19 protein-coding genes and 1 tRNA gene are annotated in these 24,182 nt (G+C 68.9%); 3 read left to right on the top strand and 17 right to left on the bottom strand.

Annotated features, from left to right (window positions below; genetic code table 11):
• Positions 1 to 10 precede the first annotated feature (10 nt).
• The 6 genes from hisD to AC1RNC_RS18430 all read right to left on the bottom strand — a co-directional run bounded on the left by hisD (position 11) and on the right by AC1RNC_RS18430 (position 5,557).
• Positions 11 to 1,297 (bottom strand): histidinol dehydrogenase, encoded by a 1,287-nt coding sequence (hisD, locus tag AC1RNC_RS18455; protein ID WP_492887774.1) that lies wholly within the window; start codon positions 1,295 to 1,297, stop codon positions 11 to 13.
• Positions 1,298 to 1,373: 76 nt separating this feature from the next.
• Positions 1,374 to 2,816 (bottom strand): NCS1 family nucleobase:cation symporter-1, encoded by a 1,443-nt coding sequence (locus AC1RNC_RS18450; RefSeq protein WP_492887773.1) that lies wholly within the window; start codon positions 2,814 to 2,816, stop codon positions 1,374 to 1,376.
• Positions 2,817 to 2,876: 60 nt separating this feature from the next.
• Entirely contained in the window at positions 2,877 to 3,071 is a 195-nt protein-coding gene (locus tag AC1RNC_RS18445; RefSeq protein ID WP_492887772.1) for a hypothetical protein, read from the bottom strand.
• Between the two features lie 202 nt (positions 3,072 to 3,273).
• Positions 3,274 to 3,714: a DUF2948 family protein gene (locus AC1RNC_RS18440; RefSeq protein WP_492887771.1), complete on the bottom strand. Its 441-nt coding sequence runs from the start codon at positions 3,712 to 3,714 to the stop codon at positions 3,274 to 3,276.
• A gap of 2 nt (positions 3,715 to 3,716) precedes the next feature.
• Positions 3,717 to 5,006 carry a UDP-N-acetylglucosamine 1-carboxyvinyltransferase gene (murA, locus tag AC1RNC_RS18435; RefSeq protein WP_492837999.1) on the bottom strand — a complete coding sequence of 430 codons (1,290 nt, stop codon included), beginning with the start codon at positions 5,004 to 5,006 and terminating at the stop codon, positions 3,717 to 3,719.
• Between the two features lie 98 nt (positions 5,007 to 5,104).
• On the bottom strand, positions 5,105 to 5,557 hold the full coding sequence (locus tag AC1RNC_RS18430) for a hypothetical protein (RefSeq protein WP_492887770.1): 453 nt from the start codon (positions 5,555 to 5,557) through the stop codon (positions 5,105 to 5,107).
• 89 nt (positions 5,558 to 5,646) lie between these two features.
• On the opposite strand from AC1RNC_RS18430, the gene AC1RNC_RS18425 reads away from it, so the two are divergent.
• Positions 5,647 to 5,721 (top strand) — tRNA-Thr (locus AC1RNC_RS18425).
• A 110-nt stretch (positions 5,722 to 5,831) separates the two neighbouring features.
• Here AC1RNC_RS18425 and AC1RNC_RS18420 read toward each other — a convergent pair.
• Together AC1RNC_RS18420 and AC1RNC_RS18415 are read right to left on the bottom strand one after the other, a co-directional pair.
• Positions 5,832 to 7,658, bottom strand: a complete 1,827-nt coding sequence (locus AC1RNC_RS18420) for an acetyl-CoA hydrolase/transferase C-terminal domain-containing protein (protein WP_492887769.1) — start codon at positions 7,656 to 7,658, stop codon at positions 5,832 to 5,834.
• Positions 7,659 to 7,734: 76 nt separating this feature from the next.
• On the bottom strand, positions 7,735 to 7,989 hold the full coding sequence (locus AC1RNC_RS18415) for a hypothetical protein (RefSeq protein WP_492887768.1): 255 nt from the start codon (positions 7,987 to 7,989) through the stop codon (positions 7,735 to 7,737).
• Positions 7,990 to 8,332: 343 nt separating this feature from the next.
• Here AC1RNC_RS18415 and katG point away from each other — a divergent pair, with 343 nt between their 5' ends.
• A complete protein-coding gene (gene katG, locus AC1RNC_RS18410) occupies positions 8,333 to 10,510 on the top strand; it encodes a catalase/peroxidase HPI (protein ID WP_492887767.1) in 2,178 nt (725 codons plus the stop codon).
• Between the two features lie 63 nt (positions 10,511 to 10,573).
• Here the strand turns inward: katG and AC1RNC_RS18405 are convergent, their stop codons facing one another.
• The 3 genes from AC1RNC_RS18405 to AC1RNC_RS18395 are packed head-to-tail and all read right to left on the bottom strand — an operon-like array spanning position 10,574 to position 14,772.
• Positions 10,574 to 12,130, bottom strand: coding sequence for a DHA2 family efflux MFS transporter permease subunit (locus AC1RNC_RS18405; protein WP_492887766.1), 1,557 nt, complete (start codon positions 12,128 to 12,130; stop codon positions 10,574 to 10,576).
• 21 nt (positions 12,131 to 12,151) lie between these two features.
• Positions 12,152 to 13,300 carry an HlyD family secretion protein gene (locus AC1RNC_RS18400; RefSeq protein ID WP_492887765.1) on the bottom strand — a complete coding sequence of 383 codons (1,149 nt, stop codon included), beginning with the start codon at positions 13,298 to 13,300 and terminating at the stop codon, positions 12,152 to 12,154.
• A 41-nt stretch (positions 13,301 to 13,341) separates the two neighbouring features.
• Positions 13,342 to 14,772: an efflux transporter outer membrane subunit gene (locus AC1RNC_RS18395; protein WP_492887764.1), complete on the bottom strand. Its 1,431-nt coding sequence runs from the start codon at positions 14,770 to 14,772 to the stop codon at positions 13,342 to 13,344.
• 108 nt (positions 14,773 to 14,880) lie between these two features.
• Here AC1RNC_RS18395 and AC1RNC_RS18390 point away from each other — a divergent pair, with 108 nt between their 5' ends.
• Positions 14,881 to 15,507: a TetR/AcrR family transcriptional regulator gene (locus AC1RNC_RS18390; RefSeq protein WP_492887763.1), complete on the top strand. Its 627-nt coding sequence runs from the start codon at positions 14,881 to 14,883 to the stop codon at positions 15,505 to 15,507.
• Positions 15,508 to 15,660: 153 nt separating this feature from the next.
• Here the strand turns inward: AC1RNC_RS18390 and AC1RNC_RS18385 are convergent, their stop codons facing one another.
• From AC1RNC_RS18385 to AC1RNC_RS18360, 6 genes are all read right to left on the bottom strand, one after another.
• A complete protein-coding gene (locus AC1RNC_RS18385) occupies positions 15,661 to 16,833 on the bottom strand; it encodes an acetyl-CoA C-acyltransferase (RefSeq protein WP_492887762.1) in 1,173 nt (390 codons plus the stop codon).
• A complete protein-coding gene (locus tag AC1RNC_RS18380) occupies positions 16,833 to 17,726 on the bottom strand; it encodes an SDR family NAD(P)-dependent oxidoreductase (protein ID WP_492887761.1) in 894 nt (297 codons plus the stop codon). The genes AC1RNC_RS18385 and AC1RNC_RS18380 overlap by 1 nt, the downstream gene beginning before the upstream one ends.
• Before the next feature lie 112 nt (positions 17,727 to 17,838).
• Entirely contained in the window at positions 17,839 to 18,468 is a 630-nt protein-coding gene (locus AC1RNC_RS18375; protein ID WP_492887953.1) for a TetR/AcrR family transcriptional regulator, read from the bottom strand.
• Between the two features lie 108 nt (positions 18,469 to 18,576).
• Positions 18,577 to 20,118, bottom strand: coding sequence for an AMP-binding protein (locus AC1RNC_RS18370; RefSeq protein ID WP_492887952.1), 1,542 nt, complete (start codon positions 20,116 to 20,118; stop codon positions 18,577 to 18,579).
• 26 nt (positions 20,119 to 20,144) lie between these two features.
• Positions 20,145 to 21,788 (bottom strand): carboxylesterase/lipase family protein, encoded by a 1,644-nt coding sequence (locus AC1RNC_RS18365; protein WP_492887760.1) that lies wholly within the window; start codon positions 21,786 to 21,788, stop codon positions 20,145 to 20,147.
• Positions 21,789 to 21,797: 9 nt separating this feature from the next.
• Positions 21,798 to 24,062: a TonB-dependent receptor gene (locus AC1RNC_RS18360; protein ID WP_492887759.1), complete on the bottom strand. Its 2,265-nt coding sequence runs from the start codon at positions 24,060 to 24,062 to the stop codon at positions 21,798 to 21,800.
• Positions 24,063 to 24,182 lie beyond the last annotated feature (120 nt).

Here is a 24,182-nt window from a genome sequence, read left to right as displayed (position 1 = left end):
CGTTCGCGCGTCAGTCGCCCGAAGGCAACCGTATGGACGCCGACAAGGCGTGGGCCGGCAGTCCCTCGGCCTTGGCCAGCGCCACGGTGTGGGGACCCAATATGCCGAACGAGGCCGAATCGCACTTCACGATCGAGGTGCGCTTGATGAAGTCGTAGATCGACAGGCCCGACTGGAACCGCGCCGCGCGGCTGGTCGGCAGCACGTGGTTGGAGCCGGCCACATAGTCGCCGATGGCCTCGGGTGTGACGCGGCCCAGGAAGATCGCGCCGGCGTGGCGGACGCGGTCGGACAGCCGCTCGGGATTGTCCATCGCGAACTCGACGTGCTCGGGCGCGATGGCGTCGACCAGGGCCGGGCTCTCGTCCAGCGGGGCGATGATCACCGCGCCGTGGTCGCGCCAGGACGCGGCGGCGTCCTCGCCGGTGGCCAGGGTCTTCAGGCGGGCGGCGACCGCCTCCTCCACCTTGGCGGCGAAGGCCTCGTCGTCAGTGATCAGGATCGACTGGGCGGCTGGGTCGTGTTCGGCCTGGCTCAGCAGGTCGGCGGCGATCCAGTCGGGATTGTTCTGGTTGTCCGCCACCACGACGATCTCGGAGGGGCCGGCCAGGGCGTCGATGCCGACCACGCCGTACAAGCGACGCTTGGCGGCGGTGACATAGGCGTTGCCAGGGCCGACGATCTTGTCGACCGGCTGGATGGGACCGGCGCCATAGGCGAGCGCGGCGACGGCCTGGGCGCCGCCCACGCGCCAGATCTCGGTGACGCCGGCCTCCTTGGCTGCTGCGAGCACCGCAGGTTGAAGCTTGCCGGGCGGGGTGACCATGGCGATGCGGTCGACGCCGGCCACCTGGGCGGGCACGGCGTTCATCAGCACGGTCGAGGGATAGGCCGCGCGACCGCCGGGGACATAGACGCCCACGGCCTCCAGCGCCCTCCAGCGCCAGCCCAGCTCGACCCCGGCCTCGTCGGTCCAGGCCTGGTCGGCCGGTCGCTGGCGGCTGTGATAGGCGCGGATGCGGGCGGCGGCGAAGGCGATGGCTTCGCGAACGTCGGCGGGGGTGTCGACCGCGCCCTGCTCGATCTCCTCGGCCGTGACGCGGATCGTCTCGGCGGTCAGCTCGACCTTGTCGAACTTGCGGGCGTAGTCGAGCAGCGCCTCGAGCCCCTTGGTGCGCACGGCCTCCAGCACCTCGGCGACGGCGGCGTCGACATCGGCCGGCGAGCCGCGACGCTCGTCGAGAAAGGCCTTGAAGGCGGCCTGGAAGCTGGGGTCGGCGAAGGAGAAGCGGCGCATGGCTGCTAGATGCGGTTTTTTGGCGGGGAGGCAAGAGCCAAATGCCCCCTTCCCCCTTGATGGGGGAAGGTGAAGCTCAAGCCCTCCGCATCATCAGCCCATAGACGATCGCCGCGATCGCCAGGCCCACGAACCAGGCGTAGGTGTAGAGCCCGGTCCAGAACGCCCCGACGCCGCCGAACAGATGCGGCGCCGCGGCCGCCAGGAAGCCCGGCAGGTTCGGCAGCACGCCCAGGACCAGGGCGACGATCGCCGCCGGGTTCCAGCCGCCTCGGTAGGCATAGGCGCCGTCGCGGACATAGAGGTCATCCACCGCCAGTTCCGCCTTCCGCACGATCCAGTAGTCGACGATCAGGATCCCGGCGATCGGCCCCAGCAGCGCGCCATAGCCGACCAACCAGGTGAAGATGTAACCCTGGGTGGTCTCCAGCAGCTTCCAGGGCATGATCAGCACGCCGATGCCGGCCGTGATCCAGCCGCCCGTGCGATAGCTGATCTTGCTGGGCCACAGGGCCGAGAAGTCATAGGCCGGTCCGACGAGATTGGCGGCGATGTTGCAGCAGACGGTGTCGAGGCTGATGATCAGCAGGCCCACGACCACCGCGATCCCGCCGATGTCGCCGGCCAGTTGCACCGGGTCCCAGACCGCCTTGCCGAACACCAGGACGGTGGCCGAGGTCGTCACCACGCTGACCAGGGCCAGCAGGCCCATCGGCGCGGGCAGACCGAGGGCCTGGCCGATGATCTGGTCGCCTTGCGTCCGGGCGAACCGCGTGAAGTCGGGGATGTTCAGGGCCAGCGTCGCCCAGAAACCGACCATGGCCGTCAGGGCGGGCGCGAAGACGCTCCAGAACTGGCCGGCCTTGGCCCCGCCTTCGACGAAGGCCGAGGGCTGGTGGAAGATCGGCCCCAGGCCGCCGGCCTTGCTGACCGCCCACCAGACCATCAGGCCGCAGATCAGAACCTTGATCGGCGCGGTCCAGGTCTCCAGCTTGCGCACCGCGGTCAGACCCTTGGTGACGAACAGCAGCTGGATGGCCCAGAAGGCGAAGAAGGCCAAAAGCTGACCGGCGCCGACGCCCAGTAGCGGCAGTGGCGCGCCCTCGAGTTTCCGGCCGACGATGACGCCCAGCAGGGTCAGCAGCGCGCCGCCCCCGATCCAGGTCTGGATGCCGTACCAGCCGCAAGCGACGACGGCCCGCGCCACGGCCGGGACCCGCGCGCCCTTCCAGCCGAACGACGCCCGCGCTAGCACCGCATAGGGCACGCCCCAGCGCGCGCCGGCATGGCCGATCAGCAGCATCGGGACCAGCACGATCAGGTTGCCCAGCAGCACGGTCAGCACCGCCTGCCCGGCCGACATGCCCTGCTCGATCAAGCCCGAGGCCAGCATGTAGGCCGGCACGCAGATCACCATGCCCAGCCACAGGGCCGCGAAGTGCCGCCAGCGCCAGGTGCGTTGGGCTTGGCTGGTTGGCGCCAGGTCCTCGTTCCACAGGTCGCTGTCTGGCGTGCTCATGCGGCGAAGCTTAGGCCCGCTTGGCCGTCCCAGGCAATCGACCGAACGACGTTCCGCCGATCAGCCCAGCGCGGCGTAGGCCAGCGTCGCCAGTCCGGCGAAGAACACGACGCACAGCGCCACCAGGGTCGCGCGGCCCCAGTCGAAGCAGGGACCGCCATGGCGCAGCACCGGCGGCTCGGGCTTGGTGATGTCACATGCACGGAAGAAAACCGACTGGGTTTCCCCAGTCGAATAGGCTGTCCTTCTGGCCATCGAAGGCCTCCCTGACGAGCACGCCTCTGTCGGGCGCATGGCGTTAACCTAACACTGCTCGCCCAGCAGGCGAACTGGCCAACCGATCACTACCGCGTGGGACGAATCCCGGGCGGAGCGCCTGCCCGTCAACAGACCAGAAAAAAGGCGCCGCTCAGGAATTGAGCAGGCGCCTAATTCAGCAGCTTGGGTCCAGGAAGACCTAGTCCGCGTGCCCCGGCGTCCGGGGCGTGGTCCAGGGATCCGAAACGTCGGCCAGGGCCACGTCCAGGCAGTCCACGCAGACCCGCAGATCGCCGCCGCCGGCGAAGGTCAGGGTGACGATACCCGCCGGGGCCTCGTCGCCCGGCGTGAAGCCGATGGACAGCAGCTCGACCACCGCGCCCCTGGCGTCGCGACGCAGGTTGCGCCCCTGCACGCCGGTGACATCACCGAACTGCAGAGCCGAACGCACGCGCTCGCCTTGCTTTCGTTTGGCCGCCTCCCAGCGGAAGCGGTTGCAGGCGATGGTCAGGGTGCGCCCCTGGGCGTCCCAGCGGATGTCGCCGATCTTGGCCACCGCGTCCTGCAGGGCGGCCGACAGCACGCCGAGATCGTCGGCGTCGTGGGCCAGCAGGCGCAGCGGCTTTGCGGTTTCGGTCATCCTCAGAGCTCCGGCTCGCCGTCGCCCTTGATGCGACGGACCTGGGCCCCGCAGGCGCCCAACTTCTCTTCCAGGCGCTCGAAGCCGCGATCCAGGTGATAGATGCGGCTGACCGTGGTCTCGCCGCGCGCGACCAGGCCGGCGATCACCAGACTGACCGAGGCGCGCAGGTCGGTGGCCATCACTTCGGCGCCTTCCAGTTGCTCGACGCCGCGCACGCGGGCCTCGCCGCCCGAGACCGAGATATCGGCGCCCAGGCGCATCAGCTCGGGGGCGTGCATGAAGCGGTTCTCGAAGATGGTCTCGCGGATGCGGCTCTCGCCCTTCGCGGTCGTCATCAGGGCCATGAACTGCGCCTGCAGGTCGGTGGCGAAGCCCGGGAACGGCGCGGTCTCGATGTCGACGGCGTTCAGGCGCTGGCCGTTGCGACGGATGATGCAGCCGTCGTTGGTGTGCTCGACGCCGGCGCCGGCCTCTTCCAACTTGACCAGCAGGCTGTCGATCAGGCCGGGACGGGCGTTGGTCAGGCGCACTTCGCCGCCGGCCATGGCCGCGGCCACGGCGTAGGTGCCCATTTCGATGCGGTCGGGGATCACCGCGTGGGTCGCGCCCTTCAGGCGGGCGACGCCGGTGATGGTGATGGTCGGCGTGCCCGCGCCTTCGACCTTGGCGCCCATGGCGTTCAGGCACTCCTGCAGGTCGACCAGTTCCGGCTCGCAGGCGGCGTTCTGGATCACGGTCATCCCGTCGGCCAGCACGGCGGCCAGCATGGCGTGCTCGGTGGCGCCCACAGAGACGATCGGGAAGACGATCTCCGCGCCCTTCAGGCCGCGCGGGGCCTGAGCGTAGACATAACCCTCGTGTAGGTCGATCTTGGCGCCCAGGGCCTCCAACGCCTGCAGGTGCAGGTCCACGGGACGCGCGCCGATGGTGCAGCCGCCGGGCAGCGAGACCTTGGCCTGGCCCGAGCGGGCGACCAGCGGGCCCAACACGTTGAACGAGGCGCGCATCTGGCGGACCAGGTCATAGGGCGCGAAACCGCTGGTGATCTCGGCCGCGTGCAGCACGGTTTCCTGGCCGTCGGCGCCGTCGCGCTCGGTCACCTCGACGCCCAGGCGCGACAGCAGCTTGCCCAGGAAGCGCGTATCCGCCAGGCGCGGCATGTTCGTCAGGCGCAGCGGCTCATCCGTGAGCAGGCTGGCCGCCATCAGCTTGATGGCGGAGTTCTTGGCGCCGCTGACCGGGATCGATCCGTTCAGCCGCGCGCCGCCGGTGATGGCGATGCGATCCATTCAGGTCCCTCGAACGCGCGGGGTGGGGGTCGCCGCGCGGTTCAACATGTGAGGGGCGGGTTCTATCCGTTGCAAGGGGGCTTGCAAGGGCTGCGCCTCTAAATTGGAGCCGAAAGATCGTAGGGACGCTCGTCATCCGGCCAGCGCAGCTCATGGGTCGTGCTGGCGAGGTCGAGAGCCACCTGGGCCAGCTCGATCGCCTGACGCGTCGCCGCCAGTCCATCGCGCCCGAAGGCGGCCTTGCCGACCTCGGTGTCGAACTGTCCGCCGTCGCCCGTCAGCCGCACCGCGACCGCCCAACCCTGACCATCCGGATTCGGAAACGGCGCGGAGAGCTCGATCGCCAGCTCGACCCGCTCGCCGCCGCGATGAGTTATCCCCAGCAGTTTGCGAACGACGCTATACGGCTTCGGCGCGGCCTCCGCCGCCGTGATCGCAGGGGCGGAATCGTCCAAACGCCCACGGGCGGCGGCTTTCCGCTTGCGGAGGTTCATACGGAGCGCCTCGGCCAGCCTGGCCTCGCGGGTGGATTTGTCGTCGCTGATCGCCATGCGTCGGGGGTGCGGCGACAAAGATCGTCGGTCAAGACGATTTTGGGCTTGGCGTTCGCGATTCACCTCGCTATACGCCCCTCCTCTTCGCCGCGGTAGCTCAGTGGTAGAGCGCATCCTTGGTAAGGCTGAGGTCCAGGGTTCGAGTCCCTGTCGTGGCACCATGGGGATCCAAGCTTAGCTTGGATCCCCACCATTCCCTGAAAATCAAAACTGTTCAGAGCCGACGCGCAAAGCGCTCGACGGCAGGACGAAGTTCCGTATTCGAAACCCTCTAGCGACGCAGGGCGCCGCGCACGGCCAGGGCGGTCAGGCGCTGGCTGAGACCTCGGGGTCGCTCAAGACCAAGGCGCTTCAAGGCCGGCCCATCATCGCTCCTGGCCCCCAGGCCGTCCAGAATCAGGCCGAGCAGGGCCTTCGGCTCGGCCTGCGCCGCCTTCAGCCGGCCGAGCGTCGGCAGCAGGCTCTCCTCGAGCGGATCGAAGTCCGAGCCGAATGGCAGCAGCGGCGCCAGGCCGGCCGCGCGGGCCGGCGCCAGCGCCTCGGCGATGCGCTCGGGGGTGTTGTCGCGAACCTGCGCCGGCAGGGCGTAACCGCGCTCCAGCTTGCCGGCGGCCTTGGCCTGCTCCAGCAGCGCCGGCTGGAAGCGGCTGTCGGCCACCTTCAGCAGGGCGACGATCACGTCGCGGTCGGTGCGGCCGCGCAGGTCGGCGACGCCGTACTCGGTGATGACGATGTCGCGCAGGTGGCGCGGGATGGTGCCGTGGCCGTAGGACCACAGGACATTCGAGCGGGCCGCCTTCCCCGCCCCGCGCACGGCGTCAAGCGTGATCACCGACCGCGCGTCCTCCAGAGCGAAGGCCTGGGCCACGAAGTTGTACTGCCCACCCACGCCGCTGACGACGCGGCCGTCCTCCAGGCCGTCGGACACCACCGCGCCCAGCAGGGTGACCATCATGGCGGTGTTGATGAAGCGGGCATCGACGCGGGCGATGCGCTTGGCGGCCTCGTCGCCGTAGAGTTCGTTGATCCCGGAGATGGCCCGCATCTGGAACTTGGCGCGGTCCGCCGCCGGCAGCTCGCGCAGGGCCGCGTAGAAGGCGCGCGGGCCCAGGAAGAAACCGCCGTGCAGCACCGCCCCGTCGACCTCGCGCTTGAGCACGCCGGCCTTCCAGAGGTCGAGCAGGCAGTCGACGAACATCTCGGTCGCCGCATAGAGGCCCTTCTGGAACGGCTCGGCATGTCTGGGCGGCCCCGCGGCGGGCGACAGGCGCTTAACGGTGTCGAGGAAGCCAGCCGGGTCGCGATGGCGGACGATCAGGCCTTGCGTCACCGCATCGCTGATCGAGCCGATGCCCATCTGGATCGTGCCGCCATCCGGGACAAGGCCGGCCGCGTGGAAGCCGATCGCGTAGTGGGCGTCCGAGATCGGCTCCTTGGGCGGGGCGAACAGCGGAAACTGGACGGCGGGCCCTTCCAGCAGGTGGCTGAACGCCGAGGCCGGCAGGTCGCCGTCGCCCGGCATGAACGGCAGCTCGTCATTGACCTGGCCGACCAGCAGGAATTGAGCCTTCCCGGCTTGCCGCGCGGCCAGCAGGTCCAGGGTGATGTCGGTGTTGCAGGACAGGCTGTAGCGGTCGCCGTCCCTGGCCACCAATTGGGCCACGACATTGACGCCGCGATCCAGCAGATAGCGGGCGGCGTGAGTGTAGTTGGCGGAGATGTAGCTGCGCTGGGCGCTCTCGACGGAAAGGCGCGTGCCGGCCTGGAAGAAGAACTCGTCGATCTCGATGTTGTCCGGCAGGGCGTCGCGGCGCTGGACCTCGGCATAGGCTAGGGCCGGATAGCCGCCCAAGGTACGCGTGATCACCGGCCCCAGGAAGGCCGCTTCCAGCTCCGACTTGGGGCGCGGCGGCTCCAGGGTCAGGGCGGTAAAGATGTGCAGGTGCAGCGACCGATCGGCCATGGCCCGCGCGAACAGGGCGTTGGCGACATGGTTGGCCTTGCCCAGGCCCAGCGGCAGACCCAGAACGATGCGGCGGCCGACCTTGGCGATGATGGCGTCTGCCAGGACTTCGGAGTCGGTGAAGCGGTCCGTCATCCCACCAGCTTGGACCAGCCTTCCGCCGGCTGGAAGCCTTCGCCTTACTTACGGGACAACGCTTCCAGCCGCGCCTTCACCTCGGCGGCGTTGAGCGCCCTGGCCGGATGGCCGCCGTTGCCGGTTCGACTTCCGCGCTGAACGCGACCACGACCGCATCGTCTTCGGCCGGCCATTCCTGGGCGATGACTTGGGGCGCTTGCCTCACCACATAGATCTTGCCGCCATGAGCGAGCGCCCCACTAGGCTCAGCCAAGCGGAAGATATCGCCGGCCTCCAGCTGGGATATAACAGCATCTTTCCAGTGGTTCTCGCCGATGAGCACTTGCACCCACCGAGTCTTGCTCAGCGCTATCATGAACTGTTTGTAATGTTACTGCTCGCCCAGCCGAGTCGGACACATTTCTGACAAGAATTGTCGCGCGATGCCAGGGGACTCCCCGGACATTGCGCAATCCTGTCCAATCTTTAATGCGGCGCCCGAACGCCACGACACTCAGGCCCAGTTGAGCGCCCGCGCCCGAGCTGAAGTTCCTCCGCGTACGTCAGGGCAAAGATTTTGCCTATCGCGATGATAGGAACAATCAATTTTACCAATGGCCGAAAACGGCGGCTCTCTAGGGCGCGGTCGGGGGAAACGACAGCCAGGCGCGAGCAGCGCGGAGGAAACGACGATGGACGCCAAGGTCGACGACAGCGTGCAAGGTCAATGCCCGATGGGGCGTGGCAAGGGCGGACGAGCCAACCGCGACTGGTGGCCGGAGAATCTCCGCCTGGAAAGTCTCAACCAACATTCGCCGCGCTCCAATCCGATGGGCGACGCGTTCAACTACGCCGAAGAATTCAAGAGCCTCGACCTGAACGCGGTCATCAACGACCTGCACGCCCTGATGACGGACTCGCAGGACTGGTGGCCGGCCGACTTCGGTCACTACGGCGGCCTGTTCATCCGTTTGGCCTGGCACAGCGCCGGCACCTATCGCACCTCGGACGGTCGCGGCGGCGCGGGCGGCGGTCAGCAGCGCTTCGCCCCCCTCAACAGCTGGCCGGACAACGCCAACCTGGACAAGGCGCGCCGCCTGCTGTGGCCGATCAAGCAGAAGTACGGCCGCAAGATCTCGTGGGCCGACCTCTATGTTCTGGTCGGCAACGTCGCCCTGGAGTCGATGGGCTTCAAGACGTTCGGCTTCGCCGGCGGCCGCGCCGACCAGTGGGAACCGGAGGAGCTCTACTGGGGTCCGGAAGGCTCGTGGCTGGGTGACGAGCGTTACAGTGGCGAGCGTCAGCTGCATCCGGCCCTGGGCGCGGTGCAGATGGGTCTGATCTACGTCAATCCGGAAGGCCCGAACGGCAACCCCGATCCCCTCGCCTCGGCCCGCGACATCCGCGCCACCTTCGCCCGCATGGCGATGAACGACGAGGAGACCGTCGCCCTGATCGCCGGCGGCCACACCTTCGGCAAGACCCACGGCGCGGGCGATCCCTCGTTCGTCGGTCCCGAGCCGGAAGGCGGCCAGATCGAGGACGCTGGCCTCGGCTGGCGCAGCAAGCACGGTACAGGCCTTGGCGCCGACGCGATCACGTCGGGCCTGGAAGTCACCTGGAGCCAGACGCCGACACGGTGGAGCAACCACTTCTTCGACAACCTCTTCAAGTTCGAGTGGGAGCTGACCAAGAGCCCCGGCGGCGCCCACCAGTGGGAAGCCAAGGACGCGCCGGCCGACATCCCGAACGCCTTCGATCCGTCGAAAACCCAGCGCCCGCGGATGCTGACCTCGGATCTCGCCCTGCGCTTCGACCCTGCCTACGAGAAGATCTCGCGCCGGTTCCACGAGAACCCCGACCAGTTCGCCGACGCCTTCGCCCGCGCCTGGTTCAAGCTGACCCACCGCGACATGGGTCCGATCAGCCGCTACCTCGGCCCGCTCGTGCCCAAGGAAACCCTGATCTGGCAGGACCCGATCCCCGCCGTCGATCACCCGCTGATCGACGCCGTCGACGCCAAGGCGCTGAAGGAGAAGATCCTGGCCTCGGGCCTGTCGGTCTCGGAACTGGTCTCGACCGCCTGGGCCTCGGCCTCGACCTACCGCAAGTCGGACAAGCGCGGCGGCGCCAACGGCGCCCGCGTGCGCCTGGCCCCGCAGAAGGACTGGGAGGTCAATGACCCGCCGGTCCTGGCCAAGGTGCTGTCGACGCTGGAAGGCATCCAGCAGGGCTTCAACGGAACCGGGGGCAAGAAGGTCTCGCTGGCCGACCTGATCGTGCTGGCGGGCGCCGCCGCCGTCGAGAAGGCCGCCGCCGACGCCGGCACGCCCATCGAGGTTCCGTTCGCCCCGGGCCGCATGGACGCCTCGGCCGAGCAGACCGACGCGGAGTCGTTCGAGCCGCTGGAGCCGCTGTCGGACGGCTTCCGCAACTACCGTAAGAGCGGCACGCAGTTCATGGCCCCGGAAGAGGCTTTGGTTGATCGCGCCCAGCTGCTCGGCCTCTCCGCGCCGGAGATGACGGTCCTGGTCGGTGGCCTGCGGGTGCTGGGCGCCAACGCCGGCGGCAGCAAGGACGGGGTGTTCACCCACCGCGTCGGCGCGCTGACCAACGACTTCTTCGTCAACCTGTTGAGCATGGGCACGACCTGGGCCCCGACGGCGGTCAACGCCTTCGCCGGCCACGACCGCAAGAGCAGCGAGGCCCGCTGGACCGCCAGCCGCGTTGACCTGATCTTCGGCTCCCACGCCGAGCTGCGGGCCTTCGCCGAGGTCTATGCCTGCTCGGACTCGCAGGAGAAGTTCGTGAAGGACTTCGTGGCGGCCTGGACCAAGGTCATGAACGCCGACCGCCTCGACCTGAACTGACGACAGAGGCTTCGGCCCGGAATGAAAAAGGGCGCTAGCCGGCTTGGCTAGCGCCCCTCATTTTTAGTCGGCCGCCGCGTGGGCCGCGCCGCTGGCGTTAGCCTTCTTGGTCAGCCAGATCAGCGGGATCAGGATCAAGCACAGCCAGGCCGAGACGCGGAAGAAGTCCAGCGCCGCCAGCAGGTAGGCCTGGTTGATCACCTGCTGGGTGACCGCCCCGACCGCCTGCAGATGGCTCATGCCCGCGGCCTGCAGCTTGTTCACCGCATCGATCCAGGCCGGGCTGCCCGAGCTCATGACCTCGGAGAGGCGGGTCTGGTGAACGGCCTCGCCGCGATCCCAGATCGTCGTGGCCAGCGAGGCGGCGAAGCTGCCCGCGGTGATCCGCGAGAAGTTCGACAGGCCGGAGGCCGCCGGCGTCTGGTTCGGCGGGATGCCGTTCAGCGAGATGGTCACCATCGAGATGAAGAAGGTGCTCATCGCCACGCCCTGGACCAGCATCGGCATGACCAGCGCCCAGAAGTTGGCGTCCGGCGTGTAGCCCGAACGCATGAAGAACGACAGGCCGAAGGCGGCCAGCGACAAGGTCGCCATCCAGCGGGCGTCGACCTTGTTCATCAGCCGGGCCATGAACGGGGTCAGGAACACAGCCACCACGCCGCTCGGCGCGGCCACCAGGCCCGCCCAGGTGGCGATGTAGCCCATCCGGGTCTGCAGCCACAGCGGCAGCAGCAGGTTGTTGCCGAAGAACACCGCATAGGCCAGGCAGAAGACGATCGTGCCGATGACGAAGTTGCTGGACTTGAACAGCGACAGGTCGACGATCGGGTGCTTCTCGTTCAGCTCCCAGATCACCCAGGCGATGAAGCCGATGATCGCGATGCACAGTTCGACGACGATGGCCGGCGAGGCGAACCAGTCGGCTTCCTTGCCGGTGTCCAGCATCACCTGCAGCGCGCCGACCCAGACCAGCAGCAGCATGAAGCCGGTGCGGTCGATCGGCAGCTTGCGGGTCGGCGTCTCGCGATTGGCCATGTTGCGCCAGCAGATGACGCCGCACAGGATCCCGACGGGGATGTTGATCAGGAAGATCCACGGCCAGGAGAAGTTGTCCGAGATATAGCCGCCCAGGATCGGCCCACAGATCGGGGCCACCAGGGTGGTCATCGACCAGATGGCCAGGGCCGTCCCCCGCTTGTTGGGCGGGAAGATCATGATCAGCAGGGCTTGCGAGCCGGGGATCATCGGCCCGGACACCGCGCCCTGCAGAATCCGGAACAGGATCAGTGACTCCAGGTTCCAGGAGAGGCCGCACAGCAGCGAGGCGATGGTGAACAGGATCACCGAGGCGACGAAGGTCTTCACCACCCCGTAGCGGCCCATCAGCCAGCCGGTCAGCGGCACCGAGACGCCGTTGGCCACGGCGAAGGCGGTGATCACCCAGGTGCCCTGGCTGGAGCTGACGCCGAGATTGCCGGCGATCGTGGGGATCGAGACGTTGGCGATGGTGCCGTCCAGCACCTGCATGAAGGTGCCGAGCGCCAAGGCGATCGAGGTGACGGCCAGCAAGATGCCGGTCATCGGCGGCGGACCGGCCGCCTGGGATTGTTCGGACGCCATGGGGCGGCTCCTGGTAACGGACTACTGCGCGCCTGTCTGGGCGCCGCCTTGGGCGACGTCGATCTTGGCCTTCATGGACAGGCCCACGCGCAGCGGGTGCTTGGCCAGTTCGGCGGGGTCCAGGGTGATGCGGACCGGGACGCGCTGGACGACCTTGATCCAGTTGCCGGAGGCGTTCTGGGCGGGGATCAGCGAGAAGGCCGAACCGGTGCCGCCGGCCAGGCCGCGGACCTTGCCGTGGAACTTCACGCCGCCGCCATAGAGGTCGGACGTCAGGACCACCGGCTGGCCGGGGACCACCTTGTCCAGTTGCACTTCCTTGAAGTTGGCGTCGACATAGGCCTGGGCCGTCGGCACCACGGCCATCATCGGCGTGCCCATGGCGACCTGCTGGCCGACCTGCACCGACTTGCGGGCGACGACGCCGTCGGTCGGGGCGCGGACCACGGTGCGGGCCAGGGCCAGGCGGGCGGCGTCGAGCCGAGCCTGGGCGGCCTTCACTTCCGGGTTCTCGGTGACCGAGACGCCGGAGATCAGCACGGTGTTGACCTCGCGCGTGCCGATGGCGGCCGCGCGGCTGGCCAGGGCCTGGGCGCGAGCGGCCTGAGCCCCCGTGAGGGCGGCCTGGGCGTTGGCGAAGCGGTTCTGGGCGCTGGTCAGTTCGTCGCCCGAGACGGCGCCTTGCCCCACCAGGGCCTGGCGGCGCGAGAGGTCGAGGCGCGCCCGGTCGACATCGGCCTTGGCGGCGACGATCTGGGCGTCGGCGCGCTGGACTTCGGCCTGGCGAGCGTCGAACTGGCCGGCCAGGGCCGTATCGCTGGCGAAGTAGCCCTTCACCTTGCGCTCGGCCTGACCGAGGGCGGCCTCGGCCTGGGCGACGGCGATGCGGGCGTCGGCGTCGTCGATGATGACCAGCGGGTCGCCGGCCTTCACGGCCTGGGTCTCGACCACGAAGATCTTGGCCACCGGGCCGGGCGACAAGGCGGTCACCTGGGCGGTCTCGGCTCCGACATAGGCGTCGTCGGTCTCGACATAGTGGCTGTCGAAGACCAGCCACCAGGCGCCGTAGCCCACGAGGCCGACGGCGACGGCGCCGCCCAGCAGGGTCAGTTGGCGGCGGCGCTTGTTGTTCGCCGCGGCTTGGGAGGCGGCGGGTTGTTGATCGGACATTAGGGGCAAGTCCTAGCGAGCGGATGCTTTGGGGATTGGGTTCAGGCGCCGGTGAAGCCGCCGCCGAGGGCGCGGATCAGGGCGATATCGAGCGCGAAGGCGCGGCTTTCCAGGTCGGCGACGACCCGGCGCTGGGTCAGGACCGACTGCTCGGCCAGCAACACCGACTGGTAGGTCGACAGCTGGCCTTCGTAGCGCAGGCGCGCGATGCGGTAGGCGTTCTCGTTGGCGGTCAGGGCCGCGCGGGCATCCGCCAGACGACTGGTGAGCGCCTTCTCGCTGGCGGTGACGTCGGCCACCTCGCGCAGGGCCTGGGTCAGGGCGCCGTCATAGCTGGCCACGGCGGCGTCCCGATCGGCCTCGGCGCCGCGCAGGCCGGCCCGCAGGCGACCGCCCTCGAAGATCGGCAGGCTCAAGGCCGGACCGACCTGGCCGATGTCCGAGCCGCTGGAGAACAGCTTGTCGAGATAGAGCGACTGGGCGCCGATGAAGCCCGACAGGTTGATGTCCGGATAGAAGGCGGCCTTGGCCTGCTTCGTGCGCGAGGTCGCGGCCTCGGCCCGCCACTTGGCGGCGACCACGTCGGGGCGGCGACCGATCAGGTTGGCGGGCAGGTTCGCCGGCAGGCCGAACGGCTTGATCGTCGCATTGGCCGGGCGGGCGATGGCGAGACCGCGATCGGGACCCGCGCCGACCAGGGCGGCCAGGGCGTTACGGGTCAGGGCGATCTGCTCGTCGATGGCCGACAGCTCGGCCTTCGAGGCCGGCGGCCCGGCCGCGGCCTGCTCGCTCTCGGCCTTGGTGTCGAGACCGTTGGCGACGCGCTTGGAGACGAGGTCGCTGGTCTGCTGGCGCAGGCGCACGGCCTGATCGGCGACGTCGCGCTGGGCGTAGAGGCGCGACAGCTCGGCATAGGTCGAGGCGATCGCGGTCGACAGGGTCAGGCGGGCCTGGGCGGCGTCGGCCTGGGCGGCCTTGGCTTCCGAGGTGGCGGCGGCGACGGCCGCGCGGTTCTTGCCCCAGAAGTCCAGCTCCCAGCTGAAGTCGAGGGCCAGGCGGCCGATGTCGTTATAGCCATGCGGCACGAAGGCGGGCGGGATGCCGGCGTTATAGCTCTGCTTGCTCTCGGCGGCCGAGGCCCCCAGCGAGACCCGCGGCAGGTCGGCGGACCTGGCCTGGGCGACCAGCGACTGGGCGCGGCGCAGGCGGGCCTCGGCGGCGGCCAGGGTCGGCGAGCCCTTCAGGGCCTCGTCCTCCAGGGCGTTCAGCTGGGCGTCGCCATAAGACGTCCACCAGGCGTCCGCCGGCCAGTCAGCGTTCGGAGCCGCCAGGGTCTGGGCGGTTTCGTAGGCTTGAGGGGTTTTCGCCACGCGGGCGGGCTGCGCGGGGGGCAGGCTCGCACATGCGGCCAGCACCAGGGCGCTGGCGGCGGCGAAGACGGGGACGCTACGGCGGGGAGAGAGAGTCGGCATGAACGAGCGCCTTGATGTGACCGTACGGTATAGTCATATGGTGCGGTGCAAGTAGGCTTCACCTGCGCTATAGTCAAGGCGACCGTACGGTACGGTCGGAAAAGAATCATGCTGCCCGAGATCAAACCCCGCCTGGATCGCGACGCTCGCCGCGAAGCGATCCTCGACATCGCCGCCGAGGTGTTCCTGGCCGAGGGCTATGACGCCGCCTCGATGTCGACCATCGCGTCGAAGGTCGGCGGCTCCAAGAGCACGCTCTACAACTACTTCAAGAGCAAGGAAGAGATCTTCCAGGCCCATATCGAGCGCTATTGCGACTGGCAGCGCGAGGCGATGTTCAGCCTGCTCGATGATGGCGGCGACCTGAAGACCGCCCTCACCCACGTGGGTCGCCGCTACCTGACCAATGTGCTGTCGGACCGCAACATGCGCCACTTCCGGCTGATCACCGCCGCCGCCGAGCGTACGCCGGACCTGGGCCGCGCCTTCTATGAGGCCGGACCGATGCGCGGCGCGCAGATTCTCGGCGACTATCTGGCGCGGGCCAAGGCCGACGGCCGCATCCACGCCGAGGACCCGCTGGCCGCCGCCCACCAGTTCATCGGCCTCTGCCAGAACCGCCTGCTGAAGGCCCGGCTGGTCAACTATGTCGGCGAACCCTCCCTCGCCGAAGTGGACGCCGAGGTTCAGGCCGCCGTGGCGACGTTCCTCGCGGCTTTCGGGACGAAGGCCTGAGGGGCCTGAACGAGCGATCCATTCCTTGTCATCCCGGCCGCAGCGAAGCGGAGAGCCGGGACCCAGGGGCCGGCGCACAGGCCTTGGCCCCTGGGTCCCGGACAGCCTCTGCGAGGCTTCCGGGATGACAGGGATTTAGAGCTCCATTTTCCCTTACAAGACCTCGAACAACCCCGCCGCGCCCATACCGCCGCCGACGCACATGGTGACGACGACGTGCCTGGCGCCCCGGCGCTTGCCCTCGATCAGGGCGTGGCCGGTCAGGCGTGCGCCGGACATGCCGTAGGGGTGGCCCATGGCGATGGCGCCGCCGTTGACGTTCAGCAGCTCGTCCGGGATGCCCAGGCGGTCGCGGCAATGGACGACCTGGCAGGCGAAGGCCTCGTTCAGCTCCCACAGGCCGATGTCGTCGATCTTGAGGTCGAAGCGCTCCAGCAAGCGCGGTATGGCGAAGACCGGTCCGATGCCCATCTCGTCTGGCTTGGTCCCCGCCACGGCCATGCCGACATAGCGGCCCAGCGGTTGCAGGCCACGCTTCTCGGCGAGCCCCGCCTCCATGACCACGCAGGCCGAGGCGCCGTCCGACAGTTGGCTGGCGTTGCCGGCCGTGACCGTACCGCCGGGACGCACGACCTTCAGGGCGGCCAGGCCTTCCAGCGTGGTCTCAGGACGCACGCCCTCGTCCCGGGCCAGCGTCACCTCGCGATGCGAAACCGCGCCAGTCTCCTTGTCGGCGACCTTCATGCGGGCGGTCATCGGGACGAGTTCGGCATCGAAGCGCCCCGCCTCCTGGGCCGCCGCCGCGCGCTGCTGCGAGGACAGGGCGTAAAGATCGCAAACCTCGCGGGTGATCCCGTAGCGCGCCGCGACCGTCTCGGCCGTGTCCAGCATCGGCATGTAGGCGTCGGCGTGCAGGGCCACGAGCTCGGGATCCTGGTCGACCCGCAGCTGCGGCGTCTGGACCAGGGAGATCGACTCGACGCCGCCGGCGACGATGACGTCCATGCGGTCGACGATGACCTGCTTGGCGGCCGTGGCGATGGTCATCAGGCCCGATGAGCACTGGCGATCCATGGTCATGCCCGGGACCTCGACCGGCAGGCCGGCCCGCAGCGCCGCCATCCGGCCGATGGTGGCCTGGAAGCCCTGCGGCAGCGAGCAGCCGAGGATGCAGTCCTCGACCTCGTCCGGAGCCACGCCGGCGCGCCGCACCGCGTGGCTCAGGGCGTGGGCGGCCAGGGTCGGCGACGGGGTGTCGTTGAAGGCCCCGCGATAGGCGCGGCCGATCGGCGTACGCGCCGTGGAGACGATGACGGCCTGGCGCATCACGCGCGTTCCCCGACAGCCTTGGCGATCAGACCCGCGCTGGCGACCTCGCGCTCGGCCTGGGTGAAACCGTAGGCCGGGACGATCTCGCCCGCGCGGTCGCTAACGCCGTCCCACTGGCGGATCACCTGCTCGCCCGCGTCCGCGCCGCCGCCGATATAGCGGCCATCGGTCAGGGTGATGTTGGCGGTGGCGAAGTGGCCGGCGCCGGCGCACAGGATCGTGCGGGTCGGAGCGTCGTCCTGGACCAGGGCCAGCAGGCCTGGGCTGACGAAGGCGGGGTCGAGCAAGGCCAGGCTCTCGGCCGACAGCACGCCCTCGGTCATGCCCGTGGCCGCCGTCGGGGCCAGGCAGTTGACCCGCACATTGTACTTCTCGCCCTCGATGGCCAGGGTCTGCATCAGCCCGACCAGCGCCATCTTGGCCGCGCCGTAGTTGGCCTGGCCGAAATTGCCGTAGAGGCCCGACGACGAGGTGGTCATGACGATGCGGCCATGGCCCTGCTCGCGCATGAGGCCCCAGACGGCCTTGGCGCAGACCGCCGCGCCCATCAGGTGGACGTCGACCACCAGGCGGAAGTCATCGAGGCTCATCTTGGCGAAGGTCTTGTCGCGCAGAATGCCGGCGTTGCTGATCAGGATGTCGACCCGGCCCCAGCGGGCCACGACCTGCTCGACCATGGCGTTGACGGCGGCCTCATCCGTAACCGAGGCGGCGACGCCGAACGCCTCGCCGCCCCGGGCGACGATCTCGGCGGCCACGCGGTCGGCGGCCTCCTGGCCCAGGTCGTTGACGACCACCTTGGCGCCCTGCCCGGCCAGATACAGCGCGTGAGCGCGGCCCAGCCCCCCACCGGCGCCCGTGACGATCGCGACGCGTCCTTGCAGCATCATGAAACTCTTCCTTTCTCGCCCCAAAACTCGACGAGCCCGAAGCTCGCACTTAAGTCACTATCTCGTTAGTGAATATCTTTGACAGAACTGTCCCGCCCAGGGCAAGCCGCCTTTAGGCCTGGGCCTTGCGCCGCTCGCAGGCCGCGATGAAGCCGGCGGCCATGAACGCGGCCATCCGCTCCTTCACGGCGTGGAAGTCGTCGGACTTGCAGACCCCGCCCGACAGCTTGTCGATCCGGCCGGTGCGCGCCAGGGTCAGCATCAAGGCCCCCGTCACGAAGTGGTAGCCCCAGAAGATATCGGCCTCCGGACAGTCCGGCAGGGCCTTCTTCAGCAGGTCGATCAAGCGCAGCACCACAGGGTCGAAATGCTTGTCCATCAGCGACGCGCCCCACTCCGGCGTGTTGGCGACCTGAGCGCCGAGGGCCGCGTAGTTCTTCCAGCCCTCCCCGCCCTCGATGTAGAGATCAAGGTCGGTGTCGAGGAACGCTCGGAGGGCCCCCTCCACCGTCGGCCTGCCGGCCGAGGCCGCCTCGTACTCGTCCAGCGCCCGCATCCGCCGCTCGCTGGTCACCACCGCCCGGCGCGCGAAGACCGCGTCGAACAGGGCTTTCTTGTCGTCGAAATAGTAGTTCATCAGCGTGTGGTGCACGCCGACCTGCTTGGCCACGTCCTTCAGGGTGACGCCGTGGAGCCCGTGCTTCGAGAACAGCTCCTCGGCCGCGTCGAGGATCTGCTCCATCTTCTCGGCGCGCTGTTCGGCCTTGGTGGTGCGTCGACGGGTGGGGGCGGCTTCGGACACTGAGCGGGACTTCCTGGCATTGGGCGAAAGGCGTGGACGGAGGAAGCGTCAACCGCCGCCGTATTCCGTTCGCAGCCTTATCTTGTCGATCTTGCCGGTCGACGCCAGGGGCATGCGCGGCAGGCGATAGACGGCGTCGGGGATCCACCAGGTCGCCACCCGGCCACGCAGCGCGTCCAGAAGCGCTTCGTCGCTGACCTCCCCTTGCGTCTCGACCAGCAGGATCGGTCGCTCGCCCCACTTGGGATCGGACCGGCCGATGACGGCGGCCAGCGACACCTCGGGCAAGGATGCGACCAACGCCTCGATCTCGGCGGGGTTGATCCACTCGCCGCCGGACTTGATCAGGTCCTTGGCGCGGCCGGTGATCATCAGGTTCCCCGCCGCGTCGATGCGGGCCAGGTCGCCGGTCGGGAACCAGCCGTCGGCGTCGGTGGCCGAGGTCTCTTGGCCGAAATAGCGTTCGACCACCGCCGCGCCGCGCACCCGCAGGTGACCTTCGGCGTCGCGTTGCCGCGGCAGGGCCACGCCGTCGGCGTCGGTGAGCAGCAGGTCGACGCCCACGGCCGGACGGCCCGACAGCGCGGCCTGGGACGGCGCGTGCAGCGGCGCGACGGTGCCGGAGGGCGACAGCTCGGTCATGCCCCAGCTGGTCTGGACGGTGACGCCCAGGCCCTGCTCGATCCGCTCCATCAGGGCCGGGGGCATCGGCGCGCCGCCGACCATGATGCGCTTCAGCGACGGGAGGCGCTCGCCCGTGGCGTCCAGATGCTCGACCAGGCCCAGCCAGACCGTCGGCACCCCGACCCCGACCGTGACGTCCTCGGCGGCGATCAGGCGGGCCAGGCTGGCGCCATCGGCGTGGCGGCCAGGCAGGACCAGCTTGGCGCCGACCGCTGGCGCGGCGAACGGCAGGCCCCAGGCATTGGCGTGGAACATCGGCACCACCGCCAAGACGGCGTCGGCGCCCGAGATCGCCATCACGTCCACCTGAAGGGCCCGCAGGGTGTGCAGGTAGCTGGAGCGGTGGGTATAGGTCACGCCCTTGGGCGCGCCCGTGGTGCCCGAGGTGAAGCACAGGCCGCTGGGCGCGGTCTCCTCGAACTGGCCCCAGACGGCGTCCGGCCTGGCGGCGGCGATCAGTGGCTCCAGAGCCTCGCCCTCGGCGGCCTCGCCGTCGATGATCAGCAGGCGTTCGACGCCCGGCGCGGCGTCCATGATCTCGCGGGCCAGGGGCGCGAGGTCGGCCGAGGCGATCAGCACGCGGGCCTGCGACTGGACGATCATCGCCGCCAGTTGCTCGGCGGTCAGGCGCGGGTTCAGCGTGTGACACACTGCCCCCATGCCCATGATCGCGTACCAGACCTCGACATGGTCCTGGGTGTTCCAGGCCAAGGTGGCGACACGGTCGCCCTTACGCACGCCAAGCCCGGCGAGCACCGAAGAGACCCGAAGGCTACGATCGCGCAGATCCGCGTAGCCGACCCGCTCGATCCGTCCGCCCTCGCGCGCGGTCACCACCTGGCCGTCGGGCCGCCACTTGGCGGCGTGGTCCAGGAACTTGTCGAGCGTCAGGGCGAAGGCCTGCATCTCGCCGTCAATCGTCGGCGCACTACTTATCGGCACTGAGTCACTCCAGGGGGAAGCAGCGGCGCGACGACGCCGACGTTCCAGTTCCAGGGCGTGTCGCCCTGGGCGCGTCGGCGGCACATCACCGCCTCGTTCAGTTCGTACATGCCCGGGCGCAGGCGGACGCCTGGCTGGGGCCCTGCGACGAAGGCCATGTAGGCGCGCTCGGCGCCGTACGGTTTCCAGACCGGCTGGCCGGCGGCCTTGGGCCCGCTGTCCTTGGCGAACGAGGCCCAGTAATCGCCCATGGCCGCCGTCAGCCTGGCCTCCTCGGGCGTGTCCGGATTCTTCGGCCAGGCCGGCGGCGCGCTCTTGGCGGAGCCGAAGACATAGGGCAGTTCACTGGCGTGGAAGCCATGCAGGCCGGCCGCGTCGGCGGCCGGATAGCCATGGTCGAACAGGTAGAAGTAACCGGCCTGGCCGACGGCGGTCTGCTTGGCCACGAGGCGCTCCGCGGTCCAGCCGTAGAGGGCGTCGCGGGTGGCCAGCAGCACGCTCTCGGGCACGTCGCTGGAGGGATAGAGCTTCAGGAAATCGTCCGCCAGGTCGCCGTAGCGCGCCCGGATTTCCTTCTCGTACGCGGCGGCGTCGGCCGGCGGCGGGGGGGCCAGAAAGCGCAGCGAGCGGATCTCGCCGCTGTTGAAGCCGGCCAGGATCGGCACGTGGGCTTGCTCGCCGGCGTCGAACGCGTCGACCAGCTGCTTGGGCAGCACCTTGCCGTCGACCGCGCCGAAGGTCTGGAAGCCGGCCATCAGGGCGTTGGTCGTCAGGGTCTCGGCGTCCATGGCCCGCAGGTCGGCCAGGGACTTGGCGCCCAGCTTGGCGGCGGTGGCCGCGCCCATGGTCTCGGCCGGGATGTGGCCATGCTTGGGCTCGCGCAGGTCCGACGTCGAGACCATGTAGGCGCTCTGGGCGATGGCCTTGCTGAACAGCCCCCGGGCCGGCGGCGAGGCCATCAGGTACATGACGCTCAAGGCCCCCGCGGACTCGCCGGCGATGGTGACATTGGCCGGATCACCCCCGAAGGCGGCGATGTTGGTCCGCACCCACTTCAGCGCCGCGATCTGGTCCAGCAGGCCGTAGTTGCCCGAGACGTGGTCGGGCGATTCCGCGCTGAGCTCCGGATGCGCCATGTAGCCCAGCACGCCGAGGCGGTAGTTAATCGACACCACGACGACGCCCCGCCTGGCCAGGGCCGTGCCGTCGTACAGGCCCTCGGCGCTGGAGCCGCCGATCAGCGACCCGCCATGGATCCAGACCAGCACCGGGGCCTTGGCGGCCTTGGCTGGCGTCCAGACGTTCAGCGACAGGCAGTCCTCGCTGAACGCCTTCAGGGGCGAAGCGTAGATGCTGCCCGGACGCGGCTTGGGCTGTAGGCACGAGGGGCCGAAATCGAGGGCGTCGCGGACGCCGCCCCACGTCGCCGGGGCGGCGGGCGGCTTCCAGCGCAGCGCGCCGACCGGCGGCGCCGCGTAGGGGATGCCCTTGAAGACCTGGAGGCCATCCTGAGCGACGCCGCGCACGGCGCCCGCCGGAGCCTTGACGACAGGGGCCTGGGCTCTGGCGACGGCCGGAGCCATCGCCAGAACCGCCAGGGCTGATACCAGGAGACGTTTGCGCGAGCTGCTCATCCCCATCCCCTAGAACGCATAGCCCAGCCGCACGCCGGCCGTGCGCGGCCGCATGGTCGCGAACCGGCTGGCGATGAAGGCCTCGGGGTGGACGTAGGTGATCGAGTGGTCGTCGAACAGGTTCTCGACATAGGCCCCGATCGTGGTGTCGCCCATGGCCACGGCGAAGGTGGCGTTGACGTTCTGATAGGAGTCCGTGAAGCCATAGGTCGCGCTGGTCACGGTCGGCTGGCCTGGCACGTGCTGGAACGAGCCCGGATACGAGCCGACGTGCTGCAGCACGACCGACAGGTTGGCCTTGGCCTTCGTCGTCAGGTCCCAGCCGTAGTTGACGAACAGCGAGCCCTGCACCTTCGGCGAGGCCAGGCGGGCCCCGACCACCGCGCCGGAGATCGCCGCCTCGGCCGGGGTCAGCTCGGTGACCTTGGCGTCGTTGAGCGAGCCGTTCAGGCCGATGGTCAGGCCCTTGGTCGGGAAGGCCAGCAGCTCCAGCTCGATCCCCTTGCTGCGCGCCGCGCCGATGTTGGTGGCGAACTGGACGCTGTCGGAGACGCGATTGGCCTGGACCTGGATGTTGCTCCAGTCGATCAGGTAGACGGCGAGATTGGCCGAGACGAGGCCATTCAGGAACCGCCCCTTGGCCCCGACCTCGTAGTTGGTCAGGTCGTCGGACGAGGCGCCGTTCGGGATGATCAGGTCGCTAGGATTGACCAGGCTGGCCCTGCCGGCGAAGGCGTTGACCACCGGGGTGCGGAAGCCGGTCGACACCGTGGCGTAGGTCGTCAGGGTCGACGACGGCTTGTAGGACAGACTGACCTTGAACGAGGGCTTGCTGCCCGTCGCCTTGACGCCGCTGGCCGCCGCGAACGGCGTCAGGGTCAGCGGCCCGCGGATGCCGAACAGGGCGTTGGTCAGATAGGCGCTGCTATAGCCGCCGGCCTCGGTGAAGCCCTGGGCCTCGACCCGGCCATAGCGCATGCCGCCGGTCAGCCAGACCTTGTCGCTGAAGTGATAGGTCAGCTGGCCGAAGGCGGCCTTTTCCTGCGAGTTTATGTGGGTGTACTGGCGCTGGTAGTACTCGTCCGGCAGGCCGGTGATGCCGTGCGAGGTCAGGAAGGCCGGATTGGAGCGGTAGAAGTAGTCCACGTCCAGGCGGCGATCGAGATAGAAGCCCCCGACCACCCAGTCGAGTTTGCCGCCAGGATCGGACGCCAGACGCGCCTCTTCCACGAAGGTCTTCTGGAAGCCGCCGGCGTCCAGGGCGAAGGCGATCGCGCCGCCGAACGTGCCGGCCAGGTCGACATAGAACTTCTGGTCGAACTTCGAATAGGTCGACGAGCTGGTGAAGTGCGCGCCGTCGAACTGGTAGTCGACCGTGACGTTGTGGCTGCGCATTTCGCCCACGAACTGGTCCGGCCGGTCCGAGATCCGCTTGTTCCGACCCAGAGCCGGATTGACCATCGACGAGTCCTTCGGGTTGCTGTCCTCGTACGAGAACAGCGCCTTCACCGACAGGCGGTCGGTGGGTTTCCACAACAGCGTCGCGCGACCGCCCCAGTCGACCAAGGTGTTGGAGTTGTGGACGCCGGTCCCGAGGTTATCGAGATAGCCTTCCTCGTGCCGGTAGAAGCCGACCAGGCGCAGGGCCAGCTTGTCCTGGATGATCGGCATGTTGAGCATGCCGTTGTAGCGCTGGCGCAGGGAGTCCGAACCGGTCAGGCCGAAGTCGACCAGGGCCGCGCCCTCGCGGCTCGACAGGTTCGGCGCCTTGGTCAGGATGCGCAGCGCGCCCGACAGCGAGCCCGAGCCGAACAGCGTGCCCTGCGGGCCGCGCAGGAACTCCACGCGCTCGACGTCGAACAGGTTGGGATCCAGCACCGTGGTGTTGCCGATCGTCGAGATCGGCAGTTCGTCGACATAGACGGCCACCGTGCTCTGCAGGTTCGCGCCGTAGCCGTTGGTCGCGATGCCCCGGGCGGTGAAGTTGTTGAAGTTGGCGGTGGCGCGGTTCAACACCACGCCGGGCGTCTGACGGGCCAGACCCTCGAAGCCGACGATGCCCTTGGCGGTCAGCTCCTTCTGGTCGAAGGCGGTGACGCTGAGCGGCACGTCCTGCAGCTTTTCGGGACGGCGGGTCGAGGTGACGATGACTTCTCCGACCAATGCGGCGTCGCCCCTCCCCTGATCGCCACCGGCCGCCTGGGCCAGCGCCTGTGTTGTCGAAAACACGCCGAGCGCGACGGCGCATGCCGACGCAAGCAGTCCAGCCTTCATGGCGTTCACTCCCCTAACGAGCGTCGATCGTTTGCGTCGACGTTGTGAGCCCACGGTGGCGGTGATCTGGGCTGCTGTCAACACTCACTCACTCGCGTGTGAATATTGACGCGGGGCCGG

This window comes from Caulobacter sp. GW822-FHT01G02 (genome assembly GCF_058802865.1).
This window is presented reverse-complemented; position numbering and strand designations above follow the sequence as displayed.